This is a genomic window from Kribbella sp. NBC_00382 (genome assembly GCF_036067295.1).
In the GTDB taxonomy this organism is placed as follows: Bacteria; Actinomycetota; Actinomycetes; order Propionibacteriales; family Kribbellaceae; genus Kribbella.
In genome coordinates this window covers 1097775-1122352 of the sequence record NZ_CP107954.1, presented here as the reverse complement: position 1 = coordinate 1122352, position 24578 = coordinate 1097775, and the positions used below count along the sequence as shown (strand labels likewise).

At 68.1% G+C, this 24578-nt stretch carries 24 protein-coding genes; 18 read left to right on the top strand and 6 right to left on the bottom strand.

The window, feature by feature from the left end:
- The first annotated feature begins 2 nt into the window (after positions 1–2).
- From OHA70_RS05510 to tsaB, 3 genes are read left to right on the top strand one after another with little or no spacing between them, the layout of a single operon-like run.
- Positions 3–1118 carry an alpha/beta fold hydrolase gene (locus OHA70_RS05510; RefSeq protein WP_328329231.1) on the top strand — a complete coding sequence of 372 codons (1116 nt, stop codon included), beginning with the start codon at positions 3–5 and terminating at the stop codon, positions 1116–1118.
- Positions 1115–2047: a tRNA (adenosine(37)-N6)-threonylcarbamoyltransferase complex ATPase subunit type 1 TsaE gene (gene tsaE, locus OHA70_RS05505; protein WP_328329229.1), complete on the top strand. Its 933-nt coding sequence runs from the start codon at positions 1115–1117 to the stop codon at positions 2045–2047. Before OHA70_RS05510 ends, tsaE begins: the two co-directional genes overlap by 4 nt.
- Positions 2047–2715, top strand: a complete 669-nt coding sequence (gene tsaB, locus OHA70_RS05500) for a tRNA (adenosine(37)-N6)-threonylcarbamoyltransferase complex dimerization subunit type 1 TsaB (protein WP_328329227.1) — start codon at positions 2047–2049, stop codon at positions 2713–2715. The genes tsaE and tsaB overlap by 1 nt, the downstream gene beginning before the upstream one ends.
- Before the next feature lie 37 nt (positions 2716–2752).
- Here tsaB and OHA70_RS05495 read toward each other — a convergent pair whose 3' ends face one another.
- Positions 2753–3934, bottom strand: a complete 1182-nt coding sequence (locus tag OHA70_RS05495) for an RNA-guided endonuclease InsQ/TnpB family protein (protein WP_328335033.1) — start codon at positions 3932–3934, stop codon at positions 2753–2755.
- A gap of 116 nt (positions 3935–4050) precedes the next feature.
- Here OHA70_RS05495 and OHA70_RS05490 point away from each other — a divergent pair, with 116 nt between their 5' ends.
- The 4 genes from OHA70_RS05490 to OHA70_RS05475 are packed head-to-tail and all read left to right on the top strand — an operon-like array spanning position 4051 to position 6870.
- The gene (locus OHA70_RS05490; RefSeq protein ID WP_328329225.1) at positions 4051–4503 is read left to right on the top strand and encodes a GNAT family N-acetyltransferase; all 453 of its coding nucleotides are present in this window, start codon (positions 4051–4053) and stop codon (positions 4501–4503) included.
- On the top strand, positions 4500–5555 hold the full coding sequence (gene tsaD, locus OHA70_RS05485; RefSeq protein ID WP_328329223.1) for a tRNA (adenosine(37)-N6)-threonylcarbamoyltransferase complex transferase subunit TsaD: 1056 nt from the start codon (positions 4500–4502) through the stop codon (positions 5553–5555). The genes OHA70_RS05490 and tsaD overlap by 4 nt, the downstream gene beginning before the upstream one ends.
- Entirely contained in the window at positions 5552–6115 is a 564-nt protein-coding gene (locus OHA70_RS05480; protein ID WP_328329221.1) for a GNAT family N-acetyltransferase, read from the top strand. The genes tsaD and OHA70_RS05480 overlap by 4 nt, the downstream gene beginning before the upstream one ends.
- Positions 6112–6870, top strand: coding sequence for an alpha/beta hydrolase family protein (locus OHA70_RS05475; RefSeq protein ID WP_328329219.1), 759 nt, complete (start codon positions 6112–6114; stop codon positions 6868–6870). The genes OHA70_RS05480 and OHA70_RS05475 overlap by 4 nt, the downstream gene beginning before the upstream one ends.
- Before the next feature lie 127 nt (positions 6871–6997).
- Here OHA70_RS05475 and OHA70_RS05470 read toward each other — a convergent pair whose 3' ends face one another.
- From OHA70_RS05470 to OHA70_RS05460, 3 genes are all read right to left on the bottom strand, one after another.
- Complete coding sequence (locus OHA70_RS05470) at positions 6998–8167, bottom strand: class I SAM-dependent methyltransferase (RefSeq protein ID WP_328329217.1); 1170 nt, start codon at positions 8165–8167, stop codon at positions 6998–7000.
- Between the two features lie 22 nt (positions 8168–8189).
- Entirely contained in the window at positions 8190–8681 is a 492-nt protein-coding gene (locus OHA70_RS05465; protein ID WP_328329215.1) for a peptidoglycan-binding domain-containing protein, read from the bottom strand.
- A 96-nt stretch (positions 8682–8777) separates the two neighbouring features.
- The gene (locus tag OHA70_RS05460) at positions 8778–9401 is read right to left on the bottom strand and encodes a peptidoglycan-binding domain-containing protein (protein WP_328329213.1); all 624 of its coding nucleotides are present in this window, start codon (positions 9399–9401) and stop codon (positions 8778–8780) included.
- A gap of 327 nt (positions 9402–9728) precedes the next feature.
- Between OHA70_RS05460 and groES the strand changes: the two genes are divergently transcribed.
- The 9 genes from groES (at position 9729) to OHA70_RS05415 (ending at position 18585) form a co-directional block, all read left to right on the top strand.
- Positions 9729–10025, top strand: coding sequence for a co-chaperone GroES (groES, locus tag OHA70_RS05455; RefSeq protein WP_328329211.1), 297 nt, complete (start codon positions 9729–9731; stop codon positions 10023–10025).
- A gap of 117 nt (positions 10026–10142) precedes the next feature.
- A complete protein-coding gene (gene groL / locus OHA70_RS05450) occupies positions 10143–11762 on the top strand; it encodes a chaperonin GroEL (RefSeq protein WP_328329209.1) in 1620 nt (539 codons plus the stop codon).
- 101 nt (positions 11763–11863) lie between these two features.
- Positions 11864–12388: a hypothetical protein gene (locus tag OHA70_RS05445; RefSeq protein ID WP_328329207.1), complete on the top strand. Its 525-nt coding sequence runs from the start codon at positions 11864–11866 to the stop codon at positions 12386–12388.
- Positions 12389–12514: 126 nt separating this feature from the next.
- Positions 12515–13126 (top strand): RNA polymerase sigma factor ShbA, encoded by a 612-nt coding sequence (gene shbA, locus OHA70_RS05440; RefSeq protein ID WP_328329205.1) that lies wholly within the window; start codon positions 12515–12517, stop codon positions 13124–13126.
- Between the two features lie 2 nt (positions 13127–13128).
- Positions 13129–14577, top strand: a complete 1449-nt coding sequence (locus tag OHA70_RS05435) for a hypothetical protein (RefSeq protein ID WP_328329203.1) — start codon at positions 13129–13131, stop codon at positions 14575–14577.
- Between the two features lie 184 nt (positions 14578–14761).
- The gene (gene guaB / locus OHA70_RS05430) at positions 14762–16276 is read left to right on the top strand and encodes an IMP dehydrogenase (RefSeq protein ID WP_328329201.1); all 1515 of its coding nucleotides are present in this window, start codon (positions 14762–14764) and stop codon (positions 16274–16276) included.
- 25 nt (positions 16277–16301) lie between these two features.
- Positions 16302–17408: a GuaB3 family IMP dehydrogenase-related protein gene (locus OHA70_RS05425; protein ID WP_328329197.1), complete on the top strand. Its 1107-nt coding sequence runs from the start codon at positions 16302–16304 to the stop codon at positions 17406–17408.
- Positions 17405–18139: an alpha/beta fold hydrolase gene (locus OHA70_RS05420; protein WP_328329194.1), complete on the top strand. Its 735-nt coding sequence runs from the start codon at positions 17405–17407 to the stop codon at positions 18137–18139. Before OHA70_RS05425 ends, OHA70_RS05420 begins: the two co-directional genes overlap by 4 nt.
- 38 nt (positions 18140–18177) lie before the next feature.
- Positions 18178–18585, top strand: a complete 408-nt coding sequence (locus tag OHA70_RS05415) for a hypothetical protein (RefSeq protein ID WP_328329192.1) — start codon at positions 18178–18180, stop codon at positions 18583–18585.
- Between the two features lie 3 nt (positions 18586–18588).
- Here the strand turns inward: OHA70_RS05415 and OHA70_RS05410 are convergent, their stop codons facing one another.
- Positions 18589–19506 carry a TIGR03086 family metal-binding protein gene (locus OHA70_RS05410; RefSeq protein ID WP_328329190.1) on the bottom strand — a complete coding sequence of 306 codons (918 nt, stop codon included), beginning with the start codon at positions 19504–19506 and terminating at the stop codon, positions 18589–18591.
- A 55-nt stretch (positions 19507–19561) separates the two neighbouring features.
- A complete protein-coding gene (locus tag OHA70_RS05405) occupies positions 19562–21001 on the bottom strand; it encodes a hypothetical protein (RefSeq protein WP_328329188.1) in 1440 nt (479 codons plus the stop codon).
- Positions 21002–21139: 138 nt separating this feature from the next.
- On the opposite strand from OHA70_RS05405, the gene OHA70_RS05400 reads away from it, so the two are divergent.
- Together OHA70_RS05400 and OHA70_RS05395 are read left to right on the top strand one after the other, a co-directional pair.
- Positions 21140–22732: a succinic semialdehyde dehydrogenase gene (locus OHA70_RS05400; RefSeq protein WP_328329186.1), complete on the top strand. Its 1593-nt coding sequence runs from the start codon at positions 21140–21142 to the stop codon at positions 22730–22732.
- Positions 22729–24441 (top strand): GMC family oxidoreductase, encoded by a 1713-nt coding sequence (locus OHA70_RS05395; protein ID WP_328329184.1) that lies wholly within the window; start codon positions 22729–22731, stop codon positions 24439–24441. Before OHA70_RS05400 ends, OHA70_RS05395 begins: the two co-directional genes overlap by 4 nt.
- The last annotated feature ends 137 nt before the right edge of the window (positions 24442–24578 follow it).

The following is a 24578-nucleotide window of genomic DNA, read 5'->3' as shown; positions in this document are numbered from 1 at the left end:
GGATGGCGAAGGTAGGACGCACTGCCGGTCTGATCGGAGCCGCGGTCGGTGTGCTCGCGGCTGGTGCTGCCGCCGGCGTGGCCGTCGAGCGGCAGGTGATCGGGCGCCGGTCGGGACAGCGCGCGCAACTGGAAGCCGAGCCGTTCGGTTCGCTGCGCGGTACGCCGCATGTGTTCACGGCCGATGACGGGGTCGAGCTGTACGTCGAGGTCGATGCGCTGAAGAGGTCGCGTCGACCGGAACCCCCGAAGCGGCGGTTGGGCCGCAAGGTGCCGCCGCCGATGGAGGATCTGACGCTGATCTTCCTGCACGGCTACGGGCTGAACATGGACTGCTGGCATTTCGAGCGGCGCGACCTGGCCGGGATCGGCACGATGGTCTTCTACGACCAGCGCTCGCACGGCCGGTCGGGGCGCTCGCCCAAGGAGAACGTCAGCATCGACCAGCTCGGGCGGGATCTGTACGGGATCCTGGAGAAGTTCGCGCCGACCGGGCCGGTGATCCTGATCGGTCACTCGATGGGTGGCATGTCGATCATGGCGCTGGCCGGTGAGCACCCGGAGCTGTTCGGTGATCGGGTGATCGGGGTCGGGCTGTGCTCGACGAGCGCGGGTGGGCTGGACGACGTACCGATCGTTTTCCCTGGTCGGGTGGGCATGCTGGCGCGTGCTTTGGCGACGCCGACAGTGGCGGCGCTGGCGCGGATTCCGGATGTGGTCGAGCGGAGTCGCAAGGCTGGTACGGACATCAGTTACCTGCTGACCCGGAAGTACTCGTTCGGGTCGGAGGTACCGGCGGCGTACACCGAGTTCGTCAACGAGATGATCGCGGCGACGCCGATCTCGGTGATCGCGGAGTTCTACCCGATCTTCGCGCTGCACAACGAGTACGACGCCCTGGAGCCGTTGCAGAAGGTGGAGTGCGTGGTGATCGGTGGCGACTCCGACCACCTGACACCGTTCGAGCACTCCGAGGAGATCGTCCGGCACGTGCCGGGAGCGGAACTGGTCGAGGTGCCGAACTGCGGGCACCTCGGGCTGATCGAGCATCATCGTGAGTTCACCGCGGCCCTGCTCGGGATGATCGAGCGGGCCGAACTAGCCCTGGGACAGACATGACCGACCTGCACGTGGTGGACGCGACCGCGGAGCACGTGGACGAGATCGTCGCGGTGATCCACCACGCCTTCGCCGCCCGCCGCACGCTCGACCCGCCCTCCACCGCGTTGTCGGAGAACGCGTCGACGGTGGGCGCGGCGGTCTCGCAGTACGGCGGACTGCTGGTACGCATCGACGGCGAACCGGCTGGGGCGATGCTGTTCGAGGTGTCGGGCGATGTGCTCGGCCTACGCCGGGTGTCGGTGGATCCGCGCTTCCAGGGGCGTGGGGTGGCGTCGGCGCTCGTCGGGTGTGCTGAAGATGCCGCGCGGGCCCGTGGGTTGCGGCGGGTGCGGTTGATCGCCCGGGTCGAACTGCCCGACACCGTTGAGTTCTGGCGGCGACGGGGGTATTCGGTTGTCGCGCGTGAGGGGCAGAACCTCATCTATGCCAAGGCGATGCCGGTCTTCCTCACTGTTCCCACTGCCGACGACATGCGCTCCATCGCCGAGGAGCTCGCGGGTCAACTGCGCGCCGGCGACGTACTGGTCCTCTCCGGCGACCTAGGCGCAGGCAAGACCACCTTCACCCAAGGCCTGGGCGCCGGCCTGAAGGTCCGAGGCGACATCACCTCCCCAACCTTCGTCATCTCCCGAGTCCACCCGTCTCTGTCCGGTGGCCCGGCCCTGGTCCACGTAGACGCCTACCGCCTAGGCGGCTTCGCCGAACTGGACGACCTAGACCTGGACGCTTCCCTAGAAGAAGCAGTAACCGTCGTCGAATGGGGCCAAGGCCTAGCCGAGTCCCTAGCCCCCGACCGCCTAGACATCGTGGTCACCCGAGGCGACAACGACACCGACGAAACCCGGGCTTTGAGAATCACCCCAGCCGGACCCCGCTGGGCAGAGGTCGGCATCCACCTCACGGCGCCGGCCCTTGAGGAGAACTGATGCTGCTTGCCTTTGATACGTCCAGTGCGGCTGTCACCGTCGCTCTTGCCGACCCGGTGACGGGGGCGACCATCGCGTCGTCTTCGACCGTTGATGCTTTGCGGCACGGGGAGTTGCTGGCTCCTGCGATTGCCGAGGCGTTGGCCGTTGCCGGTGTGTCGCCGCGGGAGTTGACGAAGATCGCGGTGGGGGTTGGGCCGGGGCCGTTTACCGGGTTGCGGGTCGGGTTGGTGACTGCCCGGACCATGGGTGAGGTGCTGGGGATCGAGGTTGCCGGGGTTTGCAGCTTGGATGTGCTGGCTCGGCAGTCGTCTTTGCAGTTGCCGGTCGCGGTGGCGACTGATGCTCGGCGCAAGGAGATCTACTGGGCCTTGTACGACGGTCCGGCGGCGGACGGCAGCCGGCGGCGACTCGAAGGGCCCGCGGTGGACAAGCCGGCTGAGGTTGCGCACGTGCTGGCCGGGTTGCCGGTGATCGGGCGTGGGGCTGTCCTGTACGGCGAGGCGCTGGGACTCGAGACGACCGACGTGATCGAGTACCCGTCGGCCGAGGTACTGGCTCTCGGAGTCGCGACCGGCACGCTGCCGATCGTCGCCCCCGACCCGCTCTACCTACGCCGCCCGGATGTCACCATGTCCGCTGGACCCAAAAGCGTGCTGCCGAATTGACGTCCTCCCTGCCCTCAAGGGGCGAGGATTCCAACCACTACACAGAGGTAGCGAGTTGAGGTTCACGCTTCGGCGAGACCCGTGGCGGCGTCTCTCGGCGTGCGCTGACGGCCCGTCCGGCCGCGATGTTGACTGCCGCGTTCACGTCACCGTTCGCCCGATATCCGCAGGCCGTGCACCGGAACACCGCTTGGCTCTCACGGTTCTCCGACGCGCAATACCCACAGACGCTACAGGTCTGCGACGTGTACGCAGCCTTGACCTTCTCGACTCGTCCGGCCGCCTTCTGCTCCAGTCGCTTCATCAGATCACCCCAGCCGTTGGCCAGGATGCCCCGGTTCAGCCCTGCCTTGGCGCGCCGACCGTTCGGCAGGAACCCGCCTGGTCGGTCGGGGTCGGGCTTCGGCTTGGGTCTCCTGACCATCTGGGCAGTACGAAGGTCTTCTACCCGGATGACATCGAACCGTCGCGCCAGGTCGGTGCTGGTCTTCTCGACCCAATCCTTACGACGGTCACCGGTGCGGGCATACAGTTTCGCGATGGCGGCCTTAACGCGCTGGCGCCGATTGGAGGCACGACGGCAACGGCTCAACCGACGCTGCAACTGCTTCAGTCGTTCCCGCTCACGCTCCGACGAAGCAGGGCAGTACAGAAGTTCACCTGTGCTCAATGCCGCCGACACGGCGACGCCGCGATCCACACCGATGACCTCGCCGGTACCAGGTGCGGGAATCGGCGGCGGGACCACGGCGAACGCGAGATGCCATCGACCCATTCGATCGCAGGTGACCCGGTACGACCTCGCAGCAGGCACGGCACGCGACAGCCGGAACCGCACCCAGCCGACCTTCGGCACATTGACCGCGGCCCACTTCCGACTGAGCTTCACCACACGGGACGCCTGACCGCCAACGATACGGAACCCCTCGTTCACCCCAGCTCTGCGCCACTTCGGTCGCCGGTGGGTACCGCCGTAGAAGTTCTTGAGTGCTTGGTCGAAGTCCCGCAACGCCTGCTGCTGCACAGTCTGCGACCCTGCGCGCAGCCAACCGAAAGAGGCTCGGGTCTCAGTCAACTGCCGGCACTGCCCAACGAAGTTCGGCGTCGGGCCTTTGTCGCGAGTCCACATTGCCCACTGCTCAAGCGCCAGGTTCCATACGTACCGAGCATGCCGACAGTGCTCAAGCAACGCACGCCCCTGCGGGGGAGTCGGGTACATCCGGAACCGGGACATAACGCCTACCCAATCAGCCGGGACCGACAATCCCCGATCTCCGAAGGGAGGCAGTCGCGGCTCCCCACCCTCAAAGGCGGGGCATCCCCGCGACAATACAAATGAGACCTGCGATTCGGGCGGCAACACCGGACGACATGCCCGCTCTGGTTGCCTTGGACAAGGTGTGCTTCGGGCTGATGACGTGGAGTACGGTCGCTTGGATGACGGAGTTCGAGCGCCTGTCCGAGGATCGCGTCATCCTGGTCGCGGACGAAGGGGGTGCCGTTGGGTACGTCGTGCTGCTGGTGCCGTCGGTCGTCGAGGACCCGGTGGACCTGCTGCGGATTGCGGTTGGGCCGGCGGAGCGGCGTACCGGGATCGGTGGACAGTTGATGACGGCCGCGTTGCAGCGATGCAGCGGCCGGACGGTGCTCCTCGAAGTTGCTGCGGGCAACGAATCGGCCGGGGCCCTGTACCGCGGCTACGGTTTCGAGGAGATCAGCCGGCGGCGCGGGTACTACGCCGGCGGCGAGGATGCGGTGATCATGCAGTGGCGGGAGAAGGCATCATGAGTGAGAACGAACCCCTGATCCTCGGGATCGAGACGTCGTGCGACGAGACCGGGGTCGGCATCGTCCGTGGGCAGACGCTGCTCGCCGACGCGATCGCCTCCAGTGTCGAGGAGCACGCGCGGTTCGGCGGCGTCGTTCCCGAGGTCGCCAGCCGTGCGCACCTCGAGGCGATGGTGCCGACGATCCGCCGCGCCTGCGAGACGGCCGGGATCAAACCGACCGACGTCGACGCGATCGCCGTCACCAGCGGCCCCGGCCTGGCCGGCGCGCTGCTCGTCGGCGTCGCGGCCGCGAAGGGGCTCGCGCTCTCGCTCGAGAAGCCCTTGTACGGCGTGAACCACCTCGCCGCGCACGTCGCCGTCGACACCCTCGAACACGGTGACATCCCCAAGGGCGCGATCGCGATGCTCGTCTCCGGCGGGCATTCATCGCTACTCGCGGTCGAGGACATCACGGTCGGCGTCGAGCCGATGGGCTCGACCATCGACGACGCGGCCGGCGAGGCGTTCGACAAGGTCGCGCGGGTGCTCGGACTCCCGTTCCCCGGAGGTCCATATGTCGACAAGGCGGCACGGGACGGTGGGGACGCGCTCTACGTGAAGTTCCCGCGCGGGCTGACCAGCCAGAAGGACCTGGAGCGGCACCGCTTCGACTTCTCCTTCTCCGGTTTGAAGACCGCCGTCGCGCGCTGGGTCGAGGCTAAGCGGCGTGATGGCGAGGACGTACCGATCAACCATGTCGCCGCAGCCTTCCAGGAGGCGGTCTGCGATGTGCTGACGCGCAAGGCGATCGACGCCTGCAAGGACCGTGGCTATGAGCATCTGTTGATCGGCGGCGGCGTCGCGGCGAACTCGCGGTTGCGGGCGATGGCTGAGGAACGGTGCACGGCGGCAGGGATCGCGGTACGGGTTCCGCGGCCAGGGTTGTGCACGGACAACGGGGCGATGGTGGCCGCGTTGGGTTCGGAGCTCGTCCGGGCCGGGAAGGCGCCGTCGCCGTTGGGGTTGCCGGCCGATTCGTCGATGCCGATCACGACGGTGCTGAACTCGTGAGGTGGCAGCACGACGGCGGATTCGTCGCCGACGACGATGCGGCGCGGATCGATGTCGATGTGGTGCATGGCTTCCTGCGTACGGCGTACTGGTCGCCGGGGGTGCCGCGGGATGTGGTGGAGCGGGCGATCGCCGGGTCGTTGAATCTCGGGGTGTACGACGAGGCCGGCGCGCAGGTGGCGTACGCGCGAGCGGTGACGGATCGGGCGACGTTCGCGTGGATCGCGGATGTGTTCGTGCTGGAGTCGCATCGGGGTCATGGGCTCGGGAAGTTCGTCGTGTCGACGCTGCTGGAGCACCCGGAGTTGAGTGGCCTGCGGCGGTTGATGCTGGCGACGGCTGATGCGCACGACTTGTACCGGTCATACGGCTTCGGCGACCTGCCAGACCCGAGCCGGATGCTGGTGGTGCAACAAGACCCAGCCACGCTGTACGGCGGTCAGCCGGCTGCCGCGCCCGCCGTCGCCGCGTCCGGGGCAGCCACCTCCACCGTCTCTGCCGCTTCCGGGGCTGCCACGTCCTCTGCCGCGTCCGGCTCTGCGCGCGGCAGCAGCTCGTGAGTTCGGCTGCGGGCTTTCCGCGGATCGACCTGCTGGTGGCGCCGGCTGATGCGACGTCGCTCGTGTTGCTGGCGCACGGTGGCGAGGAGAACTCACGCGAGCCGGCGGGCGCCTGGCGGCCAGCGATCCTGCGCATGTGGCCCTTCGCTCGAGCCGCCCGTGCCGGCGCCCTGGCTGCCCATGGTGGTGCTCCGGGTGCTGCTGTTGGGTTGATGCGTTATCGGTATCGAGGGTGGAACGGCGCCGACGCTGATCCGGCGGCTGACCTTCGGGCGGTGCTCGACCGGCTGCCGGAGCGGATCACCCGCGTGGTGCTGATCGGACATTCGATGGGCGGACGCGCCATCGTTGCTGCGGGCAACCATCGGTTGGTCGACGGTGTGCTGGCGCTCGCGCCGTGGCTGCCGGACGGCGAGCCGCTGATGCAGTTGCGTGGACCCGTCGTGTTCGCCCACGGCACGGCCGACCGGATCACCGACCCGGCGCAGACCGCCGCCTACGCCAAGCGGTTGCGGGCTTCCGGAGTACCGGTCGCGCTGTTGTCGGTGGCAGACGAGAACCACACGATGCTCCAGCGCAGCCCGGACTGGAACGCCCTGGTACGAGACTTCGCCGCCGGTACCACCCACAACCCGAGCCTCGACTCCGATCAGGTGGACCCGCTGCCGCACTCGAAGCACTCGGACAGCGCCCTGCGCGGCATCCTCGACATCGCCAAGGCCCGCCTGACCCTGCGAGTCGTCGGTCGCTTCTAGCCGGGCGCTTAGTGGCGGGCTCCTGGCCGGGGTGGCGGCAACAGACGCAGCACCTCGTCCGTCGGCGAGCCGGCCAGGAGCCCGCTCGTGAGATCGATCATATGTTCGAATCTACTGTGAGCGCAAGTCAGGTCCGGACGACCCGGCGGCAGGAGTACGCGACCGCGTCTCGGCCGATCCGGGTGACGATCAGCGTGGCGCTCTCCGGGCCTTTGGGGGCCAGCTTCTTGCGCAGGACGGCGGGGTCGAAGTCCACGCCGCGTTTCTTGATCTCCAGCGTCCCGATGCCTTGTTTGCGCACCCAGGAGCGCAGCACTTTCTCCTTGTAGGGCAGCTCTTCGATCACCTCGTACGCCGAGGCCAGCGGGGTCTGGATCAGAGTGGCGGCGCTCACGTAGGCGATCCGCGGGTCCAGCAGCCAGCCGTCGACGGCTTCGGCCACTGCGGTGACCAGGCCGGCCCGGACGACGGCTCCGTCGGGCTCATAGATGTACTGGCCGATCGGCGCGCTGTCGACCTCCGGTGCCGAGGTCACTGTCGCTCCGCTGGGTAGGAGGGTCGCGCGGCGCGTAGTACCGGCGTAGAGCTTGCCGGACCACAGTGCTGCCTCTTTGACCTCGCCTGCGTCGCTGACCCACTCCGCCTCGACGCCGTCCGGTACTGCCTCGTGCGGGATGCCAGGGGCGACCTTCACGCAGGCAGTGCCCGCCAGCAGATCGGTGATGAACGACCAGGGCGGCGAGTAGGCGTTGTGGTCGAACACCCTCTTCCCATCCGCCCGCCGCGCCGGATCAGCAAAGACCACCTCGTACTCCGAACAGTCCTGCGCCTCAGCATCTCCCACCAAGACCTCACCCGGCAGCCCCAGAGCGGCAAGGTTCGCCTGAGCCGCTGAGGCGGTAGCGGGGTCTCGCTCAACACCAGTGACTCTCAACCCGGCTCGTGCGGCGCTGATCAGATCGCCACCGATCCCACAGCCAAGGTCGACCACAGTGGCACCGGGCAGCGTCGCAGCGATGCGAGCGGCCCGGTGCACTCCAACCGTGGTGCGAGTCGCCTGCTCCAGGCCGTCCGGGGTGAAGTACATGCGTGCTGCGTCCTCAGCACCGAACTTGGCGACCGCCCGGTGCCGCAGCGACGCCTGGGTAACCGCAGCGGTCACCACGTCAGCGTCGTACTGCCGTCTGAGCTTCTCGACCAGCCGCAACTCGCCCCTAGGCGTGAAACCGGCACAGGCCTCGGCTAGTACTTCAGCTCCGGCCGGCGCCAGCAACAGCGAGATCGAGTCAGGTGTCACCCGGCACAGTCTGCCTCGCCGGTTACAGCGGGCTGGAGCAGGTCTTGCTCCAGGCGTGCTTCTGGAGCGAGTACATCCGCCAGTTCATCGCAGACCTGGTCTTCGGGCCGTAGATGCCGTCGGCGGTGACCTTGTGCTTGCGCTGGACCGCCAGTACCGCTGTGCGGGTCTTGCTGCCGTACTTGCCGTCGACGACGAGCTTGCTGCCGTAGCAGTAGTTCAGGTTCCGCTGCAGGGCCTTGATCGCGGATGCCGGGTCCCCGACGTAGTCCGGGCCGTAGCGGCGCGGCATGTCTCCGTACTTCAGGTTGCAGTTGGTGGAGACGTCCTCCCAGCCACCCGGAACCTGCACGGCCCAGCCCTTGCCGACCGGCTTCATCAGCGCCGACAGACACTGCTCCAGCCCCTTGACCTGGACCGGCGCGGCCTCAGCCGACGTGGTCGCAGCCACTGCGCCGCTGACAGCCATCACGGCCGTCGCGCCGACGGTGATGGCGGTGCGTAGAAATCTCATGACGCTTCCCCTCGAGTTTCGATCCCCCCACCGGGATCTGTTGCTCGTTGAGACTGCGCAGACCGCCTGATAGTTCGTTGCAGGAAGTTGCAACGGTTACAGCGGGCTGGAGCAGGTCTTGCTCCAGGTGTTGGTCTTGGTGGCGTACAGGCGCCAGTTCATCGCTGAGCGGGTCTTGGGGCCGTAGATGCCGTCGACGGCCAGCTTGTGGCGCTTCTGGACGGCTCTGATCACTGCACGGGTGTTGCCGCCGTAGATGCCGTCCACTGTGAGCTTGTAGCCGTAGCAGTAGTTCAGGTTGCGCTGGAGGACCCGGATGGCGGTGTCCGGGTCGCCTCTGTGGGTGGAGGTCCGGAACGGGTCGTCGCCGTACATGAGGTTGCAGGTGGTACTCGGGCTGTTCCACAGCGACGGCATCGGGATGCCCCAGCCGGTCTTGCCGATCGGCACCACCCGGGCGTACAGGCACTGCGGAGTCGCCGCGGCGGCCGCTGCTGCCTCCGCGTCCGTCTGCGCGCTCCCTGCCCCAGCGTCCTTGGCCTTGAGCTCTACTGCGGGCGCTGCGCCGCCGGGGGCCGCGTTGCCGGGATGGGCGGAGGAGGACTGACGGGCGCCGTTCGCGGCGAGACCGGCGACCGCGAACGGGCTGATCACCAGGAGGGCGATCACCACCGTTTTGCGAGGGGTCAGCTTCGGCAGTGACGGGAGGCGGAGCGCCATGGTTGTCTCCTCGGGCGGTCGGTCCCGGGGCGGCCGGGATCCCTACAGACACGACGGTCCCACGACCGGGTGGGGTTCGCCCAGCCCTCGATGGCAGAAAGCGGTCGGGCGGACACAGGTCGTACAGCCATCGAAAGGGCACTACGCCGGGGGAGAGATTCTGGCACTCGAGTTGACCGAGTGCTAATCGCGGCCTAGATTCGGTGTTGGCACTCTCCACTCGAGGGTGCCAGCGGCCCGGCCTCTGATCCCCGCGACGGCGGAGGCGCAACGGCCGCTAGCAGCACCCTGAGAGCACACCAAGAACTCGACCGTGGAGGTCAGCAAGTGTCGGTCACGATCAAGCCGCTCGAGGACCGTATCCTCGTTGCGCCGCTCGAAGCCGAGCAGACCACGAAGTCCGGCCTGGTGATCCCGGACACCGCCAAGGAGAAGCCGCAGGAGGGCGAGATCCTCGCCGTCGGGCCCGGCCGCATCGACGACAACGGCAACCGCGTCCCGCTGGACGTCAGCGTCGGCGACAAGGTCATCTACTCCAAGTACGGCGGCACCGAGGTCAAGTACGACGGCCAGGACTACCTGATCCTGGGCGCCCGCGACATCCTCGCAGTCGTCACCAAGTGACGATCGCTCGCATTTCCTGACTGATACCGCTCCGGTGCCGGCTCCCGGCACTGGAGCGGAGTCGGTTCCCGGACTAGCGAGCATCATTGTTGAAACTCAGAGAGGGACTTGTTTTTTATGCCGAAGATCCTCGAGTTCGACGAGAACGCGCGGCGCGCGCTGGAGCGTGGCGTCGACAAGCTCGCGAACACGGTGAAGGTGACGCTGGGGCCCAAGGGCCGCTACGTCGTGCTGGACAAGAAGTGGGGCGCCCCGACCATCACCAACGACGGTGTCACCGTCGCGCGTGAGGTCGAGCTGGACGACCCGTTCGAGAACCTCGGCGCACAGCTGGCCAAAGAGGTTGCCACCAAGACCAACGATGTCGCCGGTGACGGAACCACCACCGCGACCGTACTGGCGCAGGCGCTGGTGCACGAGGGCCTGCGGGCCGTCGCTGCCGGCGTCAACCCGATGGGCCTGAAGAAGGGCATCGAGGCCGCCGTCGAGGCCGTCTCGAAGAAGCTGGTCGAGACCGCCCGTCCGGTCGACGACAAGGGCGACATGGCCCACGTCGCCACCATCTCCGCCCGGGACGCCGAGATCGGTTCGCTGATCGCCGAGGCGTTCGACAAGGTCGGCAAGGACGGCGTCATCACCGTCGAGGAGTCGAACACCTTCGGCACCGAGCTGGACTTCACCGAGGGCATGCAGTTCGACAAGGGCTACATCTCGCCGTACTTCATCACCGACGCCGAGGGTGGCGAAGCGGTGCTGGACGACCCGTACATCCTGATCAACCAGGGCAAGATCTCCGCGGTCGCGGACCTGCTGCCGCTGCTGGAGAAGGTCGTGCAGTCGGGCAAGACGCTGCTCATCATCGCCGAGGACGTCGACGGCGAGGCGCTGTCGACCCTGGTCGTGAACAAGATCCGCGGCAACTTCACCTCCGTCGCCGTCAAGGCGCCGGGCTTCGGTGACCGCCGCAAGGCGATGCTCGAGGACCTGGCCGCCCTCACCGGCGCCCAGGTGATCGCGCCCGAGGTCGGCCTCAAGCTGGACCAGGTCGGTCTCGAGGTGCTCGGCACCGCCCGCCGGATCGTCGTCACCAAGGACAACACCACCGTTGTCGAGGGTGCCGGCAAGTCCGACGAGATCGAGTCCCGGGTCAACCAGATCAAGGCCGAGATCGAGCGCACCGACTCCGACTGGGACCGCGAGAAGCTGCAGGAGCGGCTGGCCAAGCTGGCCGGTGGCGTCTGCGTGATCAAGGTCGGCGCGGCCACCGAGGTCGAGCTGAAGGAGAAGAAGCACCGGATCGAGGACGCGGTGTCCGCGACCCGGGCAGCGATCGAAGAGGGCATCGTCGCCGGTGGCGGCTCCGCTCTCGTCCACGCTGCCGCAGTGCTCGACGAGGGCCTGGGCCTGGAGGGCGACGAGCTCGCCGGCGTCCGGATCGTCCGCAAGGCGGTCGTCGAGCCGCTGCGCTGGATCGCCGAGAACGGTGGCTACGAGGGCTACGTCGTGACCGCCAAGGTCGCGGAGCTCGAGGTCGGCAGCGGCTTCAACGCCGCCACCGGTGAGTACGGCGACCTGCTCGCCCAGGGTGTCCTGGACCCGGTCAAGGTGACGCGTTCCGCGCTCGCCAACGCCGGCTCCATCGCCGCTCTGCTGCTCACCACGGAGACGCTGATCGTCGACAAGCCCGAAGAAGAAGAGCCCGCCGCAGCCGGTCACGGCCACGGCCACGGTCACTGATCTCTTCGCGCCAAGCATCACCCGAACTGCCCGGCCGGTCCTCGGACCAGCCGGGCAGTTCTTTGTCCGGATGCCCCTGGGCCTTGGATAGCGTCTAGGGCGTGAAGTACTGCTGCGAGTACGCCTATGGCTGCCCTGAGCGGGTGGCGGTGGTTTGTTACGTCCATGGGGGTGAGGACCCGTGCTGCCTGGACGAGGGGGCGCACGAGTGTCTCGAGGACATGTACGGCAGCGAGGACGGCCTGATGCTGGGGGACGGCTTCCTGTGTCTGCGGTGCGGGAACTACGAGATGGTCGGGGTGGCGCACGGGCCTGCCACCGAGCCGGGGTTCCCACGGAAGCAGGGGTTGCCGCGGGAGAGCTGGCTGGAAGTACCGGCTGAGGTGGCGCCGGTGGTGTTCTCGGTCGAGGAGGTCTTCGACCTGGCCTCGCGGGGTGGGTTACTCGTCGCGGGGCAGCTCGTTACGGGGAAGGTCGGGGCGGGATCGGTACTACGAACCGCCGATGGCAAGCCGGTCACCGTGCTCGGGCTGGAGTTGACCGGGGTGGGCGGTGGACGATTCACGCTGCTGGTCGAGCGCAGCGGAGTACCGGTGCTGGGGCCTGGGGCGGTACTTACTTCTTAGTACCCAGCCGCCGATCACTGATCGTAGTGAAAAAAGCTCGGTTATCACCTATTGCCACTAGGCAAAGGGGGTCGGGCGTCGTATTCTCTTGCAGGCTGGTCAGTCCGTGAAATAGGGGGGCGAGGGGTGACCGAGGTCCAAGTGCCGAACACCCATGATCGCGTGGAGCTTCGTGATCTCGCCGCTTCGGCGGCCGCAGGTGATCGGAACGCACTGAACGACCTGCTCACCCGGGTCCGTGCCGTCGCGCACCGTTACGTGCGCTCGAGGCTGTGGACGTATCCCGGTGGGGCCGACATGGTCGATGACGTCGCGCAGGAAGTGTGTGTCGCGGTTTTCGGCGCGTTGGGCCGGTACCGCGACGAAGGAAGGCCGTTCGAGGCCTTCGTCTACGGCATCGCGGCCCGTAAGGTCGCAGATGCGCAGCGTGCCTTCGCGGTGGCAGACTTGTCGACGCCGGATCTTCCGGACGGGGCGGACGAGTCGCCGACGCCGGAGGAACACGCGGTCAGACATTCAGAGGTCCAGCACATCGTGGGGCTGCTGGACAGATTGCCGGAGAAGTTGCGGGAGATCCTGCGGCTCCGGGTGGTAGCGGGGATGTCAGCCGAGGAGACCGGCCGGGCACTGGGGATGACACCGGGGGCGGTGAGGGTCGCACAGCATCGGGCGTTGAACACGCTCAGGGGGTTTGTGGGGCATGAGGCAAAGTTGCAACGAGGGGCAGGGGAGGAGTGACCATGGCTGATCGTTTTGATCTAGACGCATTAGAAGCCGATGACGCGTTCCTCGACCTGCTCGCAGCCGGTGGGGAGTCCGCCTGGCAGGCGGGCGAGCACGACCCGGCCCTGAAGCTGCTGGCCGATCTACGGCTCGCGGTGGAGGTCGAGGGCGAGCTCCCGGTGGAGACGATCGACGACCCGGAGAACTTCCTGGCGCGCTGCGCCGCCTTGAACCCGGTCTCCGATCCGTTCGCCCGGAAGCTGGCCGCCCGCGGCCTGGCACTCGGGGTCGCCGCCGTCGCCGCGCTGTCGGTGTCCGGGGTGGCCGCGGCCGTCACGGGCAACCCGCTGTCGCCGTACGAGAAGGTGATCCAGAAGATCGCCGACGGACTGCGGCCGGAGACGAGCTTCCCGAAGGAAGAGCTCGACGGCCTGCCGGTGGTCGACAAGACCAAGATCGTCAAGGTCGGCAAGGACTACCGCAAGAGCCAGCAGGAGCACAACAGCCAGGCGCCGGAGGACAACACCGTCGCCGGCAGTACCGCCGACGAGCCGGCCCAGTCCGTGGTCGTCGTGAAGCCGCCGTTCCTGGTGCCGCCGCCGGTAGTGGACAAGACGTCGCCGATCGAGACGCCGATCGTGGTCCAGCCGGCCGATCCGGAGCAGCCGGCCGACCCGGAGCCGACCGAGCAGCCGACCGAGCCGCCGACGACGGAGCCGAGCGTCCCGCCGACGACGGAGCCGACCGACGCCCCGACCGACAACCCGACCGCTCCGGGGACGACAGAGCCCAGTACGCCGGAGACGCCGCCGCCGAGCGAGACGACGCCCAGCACGCCGCCGTCGACCCCGCCGAGCGACAACGGCTCGACCGGCAACCCGGCCGAGAACCCGCCCGATAACCCCGGCGACACCCCGGTCACCACCTTGCCGCCGGTCACGGTGCCGAGCACCGGTGGCGGCGAGACGAGCACGGGGACCGACAACGAGACGCCTGGTGGCCAGACCGGCGATGACACCGGCAGCCAGACGAGCGATCCGAAGCCTGACGCGCCCGTGGTCCCGAAGCCCGACGTGCCCGCGGTTCCGAAGCCCGACGAGCCGATCGTCGACCTGCCTGTGGCGGAGCTGCCCAGTGGCCAGGTCGGTGACCAGAGTGGGCAGGGCAAGGACCCGGTCTCAGAGGTCCTCGAGAACGTGCTTGCGGTGGTGCCGACGGTTGCTCCGGTCGAGGAGCCGGCCCGCTTGCCGCAGTACGTCGGCAAGGGCTTCAAGGGCCACGGCAAGCACTCCAGCGGCAAGCCGGCGCTGGGCTGGGCCAAGGCGCAGTACTCCAAGGGCAAGCACTCCACGGGCCACTACGCCGAGGGCAGGCACGCCGCCATTGCGCGGGCCCACGGTTCGATGGCACCGGTCACCATCAGGCAGATCCTCGGGGTGCTCAACACCCCGATGTCCGACCGCTGACCAACCTTCCGCCGCCATCGCTGCCTCCGGCAACGACGGCGGCGGAAGTATGTGCGAGCGCGGCGGAGTGGTTCTGTTCGGGGGTCGGGTTTGGGGTGGTTGGGGAGGACCGATTCGGGGGGCTGGGTTCGGGCGGCATACGATGGGAGCCCGTTCTCGCTGTGCAAAGGTGCCTGCCTTCCTCATGGACATCACACCCGCTGGAGTTCCCGACAAGTTCGCCGTGCTCGGACTGACGTTCGACGACGTACTACTGCAACCGAACGAGTCCGACGTGATCCCGTCGGAGGCCATCACCAAGTCGCGGGTCAGCCGCAACATCGAGGTGAACATCCCGCTGGTCTCCAGCGCGATGGACACTGTCACCGAGGCGCGGATGGCGATCGCGATGGCGCGCCAGGGCGGTCTCGGCGTGCTGCACCGGAACAACTCCATCGAGGACCAGGCCCAGCAGGTCGACCTGGTCAAGCGGTCGGAGTCCGGGATGATCGCGCAGCCGATCACCATCGGCCCGGACGCGACGATCGGCGAGGCCGACGCGCTCTGCGGCCAGTACCGGATCTCCGGCGTGCCGGTGGTCGACAACGCGGGCGTGCTGGTCGGCATCGTGACGAACCGCGACATGCGGTTCGAGAACGACCCGGCCCGGCCGATCCACGAGGTGATGACGCGCCAGCCGCTCGTCACCGGCCCGCAGGGCATCTCCGCCGACGACGCGATCAAGCTGCTCAGCCAGCACAAGATCGAGAAGCTGCCGCTGGTCGACGAGGCCGGCAAGCTGACCGGTCTGATCACGCTGAAGGACTTCGTCAAGCGCGACCAGTTCCCGCTCGCCACCAAGGACTCCTCCGGGCGGCTCGTGGTCGGTGCCGCGATCGGCTTCTTCGGTGAGGCCTGGAAGCGCGGCATGACGCTGATCGAGGCCGGCGTCGACGTGCTCGTGGTCGACACCGCGCACGGTCACTCGCAGGCCCAGCTGGACATCATCCGCAAGCTCAAGGCCGACCCGGCCACCCGTGGCGTCGACATCATCGGCGGCAACGTCGGCACCCGGGCCGGCGCCCAGGCGCTGGTCGACGCGGGCGCGGACGGCGTCAAGGTCGGTGTCGGACCGGGCTCGATCTGCACCACCCGCGTCGTCTCCGGCGTCGGCGTCCCGCAGGTCACCGCGATCTACGAGGCGTCCCTGGCTTGCAAGCCGGCCGGCGTACCGGTGATCGGCGACGGCGGCCTGCAGTACTCCGGCGACATCGCCAAGGCGCTCGTCGCCGGCGCGGACACCGTGATGCTCGGCTCGCTGCTGGCCGGCTGCGAGGAGTCGCCCGGCGACCTCGTCTTCATCAACGGCAAGCAGTTCAAGGCGTACCGCGGGATGGGCTCGCTCGGCGCGATGCAGTCGTCCGGCGGCCTGCGCAAGTCGTACTCCAAGGACCGGTACTTCCAGAGCGACGTCGGCAGCGACGAGAAGCTGATCGCCGAGGGCGTCGAGGGTCAGGTCCCGTACCGCGGCCCGCTGTCCGCCGTCGCCCACCAGCTGATCGGCGGCCTCCGCCAGTCGATGTGGTACTGCGGCTCCCGCACCGTGCCGGAGCTGCAGGAGAAGGGCCAGTTCGTCCGGATCACCTCGGCCGGCCTGCAGGAGTCCCACCCGCACGACATCCAGATGACGGTCGAAGCGCCGAACTACTCCGGCCGCTGAGCACCGCCAACACCGAAGGATTCAGATGACCGAGATCGAGATCGGCCGGGCCAAGCGCGGCCGGCAGGCCTACGCGTTCGACCACATCGCGATCGTGCCGTCGCGGCGGACGCGCGACCCCGAAGAGGTCTCGGTCGCCTGGCAGATCGACGCGTACCGGTTCGAGCTGCCGATCCTGGCCGCGCCGATGGACTCGGTGATGTCGCCGGCCACCGCGATCGCGATCGGCAAGGCCGGTGGGGTCGGGGTGCTGAACCTCGAAGGGCTCTGGACCCGGTACGACGACCCGACCTCGCTGCTGGAGGAGATCACCAGCATCAGCAAGGAGCAGGCCACCACGCGGCTGCAGGAGATCTACTCGGCGCCGATCAAGCCCGAGCTGATCTCCCAGCGGGTGCAGGAGATCCGCGACTCCGGCGTGACCGTTGCCGGTGCGCTGTCGCCGCAGCGGACCAAGCAGTTCGCCAAGCATGTCGTGGACGCGGGCGTCGACCTGTTCGTCATCCGCGGTACGACGGTGTCGGCCGAGCACGTCTCGGGTCAGGCAGAGCCGCTCAACCTCAAGCAGTTCATCTACGACCTCGACGTACCGGTCATCGTTGGTGGGTGTGCGACCCACCAGGCCGCGCTGCACCTGATGCGGACGGGCGCTGCCGGAGTACTGGTTGGGTTCGGTGGCGGTGCTGCGCACACCACGCGCAAGGTGCTCGGGGTCGCAGTGCCGATGGCCTCAGCGGTCGCCGATGTCGCTGCAGCCCGTCGGGACTACATGGATGAGTCCGGCGGCCGGTACGTGCATGTCATCGCGGACGGTTCGGTCGGTCGCTCCGGCGACCTGGCCAAGGCGATCGCCTGTGGCGCCGACGCCGTGATGGTCGGCTCACCGCTGGCCCGGGCGAGCGACGCGCCCGGCGGCGGCTTCCACTGGGGTGCCGAGGCCTGGCACGCGGACCTGCCGCGCGGCGAGCGGGTCGAGGTCGGCGTCAGCGGCACGATGGAACAGATCCTGTTCGGTCCGTCCTTCGTCCCGGACGGCACGATGAACCTGGTCGGCGCCCTGAAGCGCGCGATGGCCACCACCGGCTACACCGAGCTCAAGGAGTTCCAGCGGGTCGAGGTCGTCGTCGGGTGACGACGGGCGTCCTCCTGCTGCACGGGTCGAGCGGCAAGCCCGATCTCGACCGTGCGGCAATCCTGGAGGCCGCCGGGTACGACGTCGTCGCACCGCAATGGTTCGACGGGCCGATCAGCGAGATCCCGCTGGAGTCCTTCCCCCTCGATGAACTGGCCGCCCGCAACGACCGGCTCGTCGTGATGGGGATGTCGTACGGCTCGGTGGCCGCGATGCTGCTGGCGACCTTCGACGAGCGTGTCGACGCGGTGGTCGCGATCGCCCCGGGCGCCCACGTGTGGGCCTGGATCGGCGACGGCAGACAGACGTCGATGTTCACCCGCCGCGGCGAGCCGCTCCCGTTCGTCCCGTTCGACCTCGGCTGGGAGCCGACGGACGACCCGCCGAGCTACCTCGAGCTCTACCGGCAGTCCCTGGACCGGTTCGCCGATCAGGCGGTGGCTGCGCAGATCCCGATCGACCGGTTCAAGGGCGACCTGCTGTTGCTCGCCGGAGGCGACGACCGGCTCTGGCCGTCGGTCGAGTTCGCTGAGCAGCTCGCCAGGCGACGTGGCAGCCTGCCCACCCGGGTGCTCAGCTCCGAGACAGCCGGGCATCGGTTGGTGTTCCCCGGCGAGGAGGTCAAGACCAGCGGACAGCGGATGGCTCGGGGTGGGAGCGAGGCAGCCGATCGGGCCTTCGGTGGCCAGGCCTGGCCAGTTGTCGATCAGGTCCTGGCGGAGACGCGCTGAGACGACCTCGGTTTGCTGAGTCTGCGAGGATTGGGTCCATGGGACTGTTCAGCAGCCGCCGTACCGAGGTCGACAACGTTGTGCTCGCCGAAGCGCGCTCCCGGCTCACGTCGGAGGATGTCGACCAGATCCGCTTCCTCCTGACCACCAAGAAGACCGTGTTCGCGGTCAAGTACGTGATGGACCGGACCGGCATCCAGATCAAGCCCGCGAGGGACATCGTCGAGGACATCCGGCTCGGCCGGTACGTCCCACCGGTGACCGACACGCCGGTACTACGGAGGCCCGGCAACAACCTGGCCGAGCGCACCCGCGCCCTCAAAGTAGCCGGAGAGCTCCATCAGGCCACCGCCCTGGTGGTCAGCGAGACCGGCATGACCGAGCTCGAAGCCGGCCTCTTCGTCGGCGCCCTCCGAGCCGAGAATCAGTCCACCCAGGACTCCTGACCGTCAGCCTTTGACGTAGGAGAGCTTCTCGGCGACCTTGCCGTCGCGCAGCCGCAGCACGTCGACGCCGCGAACATGGCCACGAGTGCCGTCGTCTGAAGCCCAGGAGAATCTCCACCGGACGATGGCCCGGTCGCCATGCACCACCCATTCCTCGGTCTCGAAGAGCGGATCCGGCGTCTCGGCGAACAACCGCTGCCACTGCTCCCGTACTACGTCCGCGCCCTCGAACCGCGTGCCATCGGGCGCGGGTGACGTCGACTCGAAGACGCAGTCCTCCGTCACCTGCTCCATGATCGCGTCGACATCCCCGACGGCGAAAGCCGCACCGAGCAGGGCGACCGCGGTATGACCAGGCGTCCAGGCCGGATCGCGGCCGAAAGCGCCGATCAGCGAATCGGTGGCGCTGGAGAACCCGTCCATCCGCGGGCCGATCGCACCGCCGTGGCGGTAGAGCTCCTCCCGGTCCTCGAACCACGACGCCACCGCCTCGACCACCTCGGGATCGAACTGCGTGGTGCCGCCGATCGCGACGGCCAGATCCCAGCCGTGCACGAGATGGTCGGCCGCCAACTGATACGCGTACTCCGCGGCCGACTCCTCGCCGTACGAGAGCAGCACGGTCGCATCGCGCGGGACGCCTTCGGCCAGCGCGCCCTGAGCAGCGTCGGCCGCTTGCTTCGCAGTCACGGCGGGGTCGTCACCGAGCAGGTCGCCGTCGAGTGAATCGCCGACTTCCTCGATCGTCCGGCCGGCCATCAGCGGTACGGTCCAGCGCTCCTCGCCGACCACGTGGTTGACCAGGTCGCGCACATCCCAGTCCTCGCAAGGCGTCGGAGCGCCCCACTGATCCGCACGGACCGCGCCCACCTGCCGGACGAACTCGGCAACGGCACGGCGGTGTAGTTCCACAACGTCCATGACGACCTCCCCCATCAGCGCCAGCGTGCGCTCAGGGTCCGAACCAGGTCAATGGTTACAGCTGGGCCGCCGCCTCGTGAGCATGCTGCGAAGCGGTGAAGTCACCCTTCGCGGCCAGCAGGTCACCGTGGTGGCGCAGGCAGTCGCCGGCCAGGATCTTCATCTCGAGATCCGTCATCGTGAACGGGATCAGCGCGGTCGCCACCTCGGCACTCCAGCCGGCCAGGTCGAGCGCCATCTCGGTCTGACCGCTCGCGTGGTACGCGCCGGAGATGTCGAGCAGCACCTTCGCCCAGATCGGCGCGTAGGTGCTCGTCTCGTAGCGCATCCGCTGTGACTCACGCTCCGACGAGATCGCGAAGAGGTAGTGCGCCTCGAGCCCGAGCGTCAACGCGGTCTCGGCGTCGTGCGCGAGCATCGGCCGGACCAGCTCGGCGAGTTCGGTGGCCCGTACCGCCGCCGACTCCGGATCGGTCCGGCCGGACACCGTCGCCAGCGTCATCCCCGGCGCGGGTTGGCTCAACGCGAGCAGCCGGTGGTACTGCTCGTACGGTCCGAGCTTGATCTCTGCCGTCTCCAGCGCCGTGGTCAACGACGGCGGGATGCCGCGGTCGAGCTCCTCGGCGACGAGCGCGGCCGTGGTCGGGTCGGTCGCGTACGCGGTACGGACGCAGTTCTCGCCTTCGAGCACCCGGCCGACGATGCCGAGATGCTTGCCCTTGCGGGTCAGCGCGGAGACGAGCGTGCGCAGATCGGTCGCGGACTCCGAGTCGGCCAGCGTGTCCGCGGTGTTGAGACCGATCTCGTCGGCCTCGAGCGCAAGGTCCAGCCGTCCCTCGGCCGCGTGGATGTCGGCCGAGACAGCCGTCGCCGAGCAGAGGTAGCGCGCGTACGACAAGGACTGCGAGCTCGCGTTGATCTGGTCGGCCAGTTGCAGGAAAAGCTGGGTCGCCGCATCGGCCGACGCGACGGCCAGCGCGGGATCGCCGTACCGGCGGAGGACGAGCGCGTTCATCGCGAGCACCCGGGCGAAGTCCGGCTGGTGCAGGAGTCCGTCGGCGCCGCCGACCAGCTGGCCGTACGCGATCACCGCGCCGTCCATCTCCAGTACCGCGGTCGCTCCGTACCCGCGATGCGCCTGCGTCATAGCTCGTCGCGCGCGCACGTCGGCGAGGAACGAGGTGCAGTCCATCACGTCGGCATCGCTCAGCTCGGTATAGCCGAGCTGGGCCTCGTGCAGGGCAGCAAGCGCTTCCTCGTGCCGGCCCGAGGCGTTCAGCGACCCGGCCAGCTCGTATTGCGTAGCCGCCATCAGGTGCTTGGCCTCGTAGTGGTCCGGGCGATCCCCGGCGCGCTCCCTGGCCAGCTCGATGACACGTTGCTGGTACGGCCCGGCCTCGTCGGCGCGACCCTCCTCGATCAGCACTTGGGCTGTCTGCAGAGCCTCACCGAGTTCGTCCTCAGGGGGCGTCCAGAGCCCCCCGCTGTCCACCATCTTTACGTTCCACCCCTTCACAGGTTCAGTCGTTCACCCTAGCGCCAATAGCCCCTGGTTAGCGCGCGATCCCGACCGTTACATCGGTGCCGTGGCAAAGTAGAGACACGAGCTGTTACCGGCAGGTAGCCTGGGTGGATGAGCGAGCAGACCTCGATCCCTGCCGACCCTGAGCTCGACCCGACCGCGTCGTACGCGACCGATCAATCGGTCATCCGTCGGCTGGCTGGTCTGTTGCGCGCCTCGGCCGGTACGCGCACCTCTTATGCGCCGGCTACCGGGCAACCGGTTGCCGAGTTGCCGGTGTCCGGTCCGGACGATGTGGTGCGTGCGGTGCGGTCCGCGCGCAAGACGCAGCGGAGCTGGAAGGGCACGTCGATCGCCGACCGGTCCGCCATCCTGCTGCGGTATCACGACCTCGTCCTGGACCACCGCCACGAACTCGTTGACCTGGTGATCACCGAGTCCGGCAAGGCCCGCAAGCAAGCCTTCGAGGAGGTCGCGCACGTCGCGCTGACCGCCCGGTACTACGGCCGCAAGGGCGCCGAACTGCTCGCCCCACAGCGCAAACTCGGCATGTTCCCGGTGCTCACCCGCGCCGAGCAGCGGTTCGTACCCAAGGGCGTCGTCGGCATCATCTCGCCCTGGAACTACCCGCTCAGCATGGCGATGGCCGACGGCATCCCCGCGGTGATGGCCGGCAACACGGTCGTCCACAAGCCGGACAGCCAGACGCCGTTGACCGCTCTGCGCGCGATCGAGCTGCTGTACGAGGCCGGCCTGCCGCGGGACGTCTGGCAGCCGGTGAACGGTGACGGCCCGACCGTCGGCGGCGCGATCATCCAGAACACCGACTACATCTGCTTCACCGGTTCGACCAAGACCGGCAAGCTGATCGCTCAGCAGGCCGGCGAACGCCTGATCGGCTGCAGCCTCGAGCTCGGCGGCAAGAACCCGATGCTCGTACTCCGGGACGCCGACGTCCACCGAGCCGCCGAGGGCGCCGTCCGGGCCTGCTTCTCGAGCGCCGGCCAGCTCTGCGTCTCGATGGAGCGCCTCTACGTCGCCGACCAGATCTACGACGCGTTCATCACCTCGTTCCTCGACCGGGTGAAGAAGCTCAAGCTCTCGGCCGGCACCGGCTGGGACGTCGACATGGGTTCGCTCATCTCCAAGGCCCAGCTCGAGACCGTCACCCGGCACGTCGACAACGCCCGCGAGCACGGCGCCGTAGTACTGGCTGGTGGCAAGGCGCGGCCGGACATCGGGCCGCTCTTCTACGAGCCGACCGTGCTGTCCGGCGTGACGCCCGAGATGGAGTGCTTCGACCACGAGACGTTCGGGCCGGTGGTGTCGGTTTACCGGTTCTCCGACGAGTCGGAGGCGATCGAGCGCGCCAACGAGGGCGAGTACGGGCTGAACGCGAGCGTCTGGACCAAGGACGGCCGCCGCGGTCGCGCGGTCGCGGCCCAGCTGGTGGCAGGCACGGTCAACGTCAACGAGGGCTACGCCGCGACCTTCGGCTCGATCGACACCCCGATGGGCGGCATGCGCTCGTCCGGCCTCGGCCGCCGCCAGGGCGCCGAAGGCATCCGCCGGTACGTCGACCCGCAGGCGATCGCCACCCAGCGGGTCCTCCCGATCGCCGCCTCGCACGGACTCAAGGACGAGGCCTACGCCGAACTGATGACCGGAGCCCTGCGAGTGCTGAAGAAACTAGGTCGCGCATGAGCTTCGACCATGATGTCTTGATCATCGGCTCCGGCTTCGGTGGCAGTGTTTCTGCGCTGAGGCTGGTCGAGAAGGGCTATGACGTCGGGGTCCTGGAGGCCGGGCCGCGGTTCGAGGATCAGGGGTTCGCGAAGAACTCCTGGGACACCAAACGGTTTCTGTTCGCGCCCAAGCTCGGCATGTACGGCATCCAGCGGATCAGCGCCCTGCGCGACGTGATCATCCTGTCCGGCGCCGGGGTCGGCGGCGGCAGCCTCGTCTACGCGAACACCCTGTACGAACCGCTGCCCGCCTTCTACGCCGACAAACAGTGGGCGCACATCACCGACTGGAAGACCGAGCTCGCCCCGTACTACGACCAGGCCAAGCGCATGCTCGGCGTCACCACCTATCCCGGGTTCACGCCCGCGGACAAGGTGATGAAGCAGGTCGCGGACGACATGGGCGTGGGGGAGACCTTCCACCCGACGCCGGTCGGCGTGTTCTTCGGCGAGCCCGGTGTCGAGGTGGACGACCCGTTCTTCGGCGGCGCGGGGCCCCGGCGTACCGGCTGTATCGACTGTGGCGAGTGCATGACCGGCTGCCGGCACAACGCGAAGAACACGCTCACCAAGAACTACCTGTACCTGGCCGAGAAGGCCGGCGCGCAGGTGTACCCGATGACCACGGTGACGTCGGTCGAGGAGCTGCCCGGTGGCGGCTACGCGATCGAGACGCGGCGGACGTCGAACAAGAAGGCGACCCGCAAGTTCACCGCCCAGCAGGTGATCTTCGCGGCCTCCGCCCTCGGTACCGCGAAACTCCTGCACCGGCTCCGCGACGAGGGCAAGCTGCCGCACCTGTCGGACCGGCTCGGCGTCCTGACCCGGACCAACTCGGAGTCGTTGCTCGGGGCAATTGCCCGGGACAAGTCGGTCGACTACACCAAGGGCGTCGCGATCACGTCGTCGTTCCACCCCGACGACATCACCCACATCGAGCCGGTCCGGTACGGCCGCGGCAGCAACGCGATGTCGCTGCTGCAGACCGTGCTGACCGACGGCGGCGGCGACAAGCCGCGCTGGAAGACCTGGCTGCGTGAGATGGCCGTCCAGCGCAAGAACCTGCGTCGCCTGTACGACCTGAAGCACTGGTCCGAGCGGACCGTGATCGCGCTGGTGATGCAGACCGCGGACAACTCGATCACCACCTACGGCAAGCGGGACAAGCTCGGTCGCTGGCGGCTCACCTCGAAGCAGGGCCACGGCGCCCCGAACCCGTCCTGGATCCCGGTCGCCAACGAGGTGGTCCGGCGGATGGCGAAGCTGATGGGCGGCACGCCGGGCGGCACGATCGGCGAGCCGTTCAACGTGCCGATGACCGCGCACTTCATCGGCGGCTGCGCGATCGGCGACTCGGCCGCGACCGGCGTGGTCGACCCGTACCACCGGGTCTACGGCTACGACGGGCTGCACATCGTCGACGGCTCGACGATCTCGGCGAACCTCGGGGTGAACCCGTCCCTGACGATCACCGCCCAGGCCGAGCGGGCGCTGGCCTTCTGGCCGAACAAGGGCGAGGACGACAGCCGGCCGGAGTTGGGTTCGGAGTACCGGAATGTGGCGCCGGTCACACCGGCGCATCCAGTGGTACCGGCTGAGGCGCCCGGCGCTTTGCGGCTGCCCATTGTCGAGATCACCTCGGCTAAGCGGGCTGTGACGAAACCGTGACGCAGCGATAACAAAGTCCCGTGACCAAAGATGGTCACGGGACTTGAAGGCATTCCAGTGAAACTGAAAAACCCTCAGAACATTGTTCTGAGGGTTTGTTCTTTGCCGTAAAAGGGAGCAAGCCCCTCGGGAACGTT

Excerpts from the sequence above, each read along its gene's own strand:
- OHA70_RS05510 (WP_328329231.1), top strand. The coding sequence starts at position 3 with ATGGCGAAGGTAGGACGCACTGCCGGTCTGATCGGAGCCGCGGTCGGT.
- tsaE (WP_328329229.1), top strand. The coding sequence starts at position 1,115 with ATGACCGACCTGCACGTGGTGGACGCGACCGCGGAGCACGTGGACGAG.
- tsaB (WP_328329227.1), top strand. The coding sequence starts at position 2,047 with ATGCTGCTTGCCTTTGATACGTCCAGTGCGGCTGTCACCGTCGCTCTT.
- OHA70_RS05495 (WP_328335033.1), bottom strand. The coding sequence starts at position 3,934 with ATGTACCCGACTCCCCCGCAGGGGCGTGCGTTGCTTGAGCACTGTCGG.
- OHA70_RS05490 (WP_328329225.1), top strand. The coding sequence starts at position 4,051 with ATGAGACCTGCGATTCGGGCGGCAACACCGGACGACATGCCCGCTCTG.
- tsaD (WP_328329223.1), top strand. The coding sequence starts at position 4,500 with ATGAGTGAGAACGAACCCCTGATCCTCGGGATCGAGACGTCGTGCGAC.
- OHA70_RS05465 (WP_328329215.1), bottom strand. The coding sequence starts at position 8,681 with ATGAGATTTCTACGCACCGCCATCACCGTCGGCGCGACGGCCGTGATG.
- OHA70_RS05460 (WP_328329213.1), bottom strand. The coding sequence starts at position 9,401 with ATGGCGCTCCGCCTCCCGTCACTGCCGAAGCTGACCCCTCGCAAAACG.
- groL (WP_328329209.1), top strand. The coding sequence starts at position 10,143 with ATGCCGAAGATCCTCGAGTTCGACGAGAACGCGCGGCGCGCGCTGGAG.
- OHA70_RS05435 (WP_328329203.1), top strand. The coding sequence starts at position 13,129 with ATGGCTGATCGTTTTGATCTAGACGCATTAGAAGCCGATGACGCGTTC.
- guaB (WP_328329201.1), top strand. The coding sequence starts at position 14,762 with ATGGACATCACACCCGCTGGAGTTCCCGACAAGTTCGCCGTGCTCGGA.
- OHA70_RS05425 (WP_328329197.1), top strand. The coding sequence starts at position 16,302 with ATGACCGAGATCGAGATCGGCCGGGCCAAGCGCGGCCGGCAGGCCTAC.
- OHA70_RS05415 (WP_328329192.1), top strand. The coding sequence starts at position 18,178 with ATGGGACTGTTCAGCAGCCGCCGTACCGAGGTCGACAACGTTGTGCTC.
- OHA70_RS05410 (WP_328329190.1), bottom strand. The coding sequence starts at position 19,506 with ATGGACGTTGTGGAACTACACCGCCGTGCCGTTGCCGAGTTCGTCCGG.
- OHA70_RS05405 (WP_328329188.1), bottom strand. The coding sequence starts at position 21,001 with ATGGTGGACAGCGGGGGGCTCTGGACGCCCCCTGAGGACGAACTCGGT.
- OHA70_RS05400 (WP_328329186.1), top strand. The coding sequence starts at position 21,140 with ATGAGCGAGCAGACCTCGATCCCTGCCGACCCTGAGCTCGACCCGACC.
- OHA70_RS05395 (WP_328329184.1), top strand. The coding sequence starts at position 22,729 with ATGAGCTTCGACCATGATGTCTTGATCATCGGCTCCGGCTTCGGTGGC.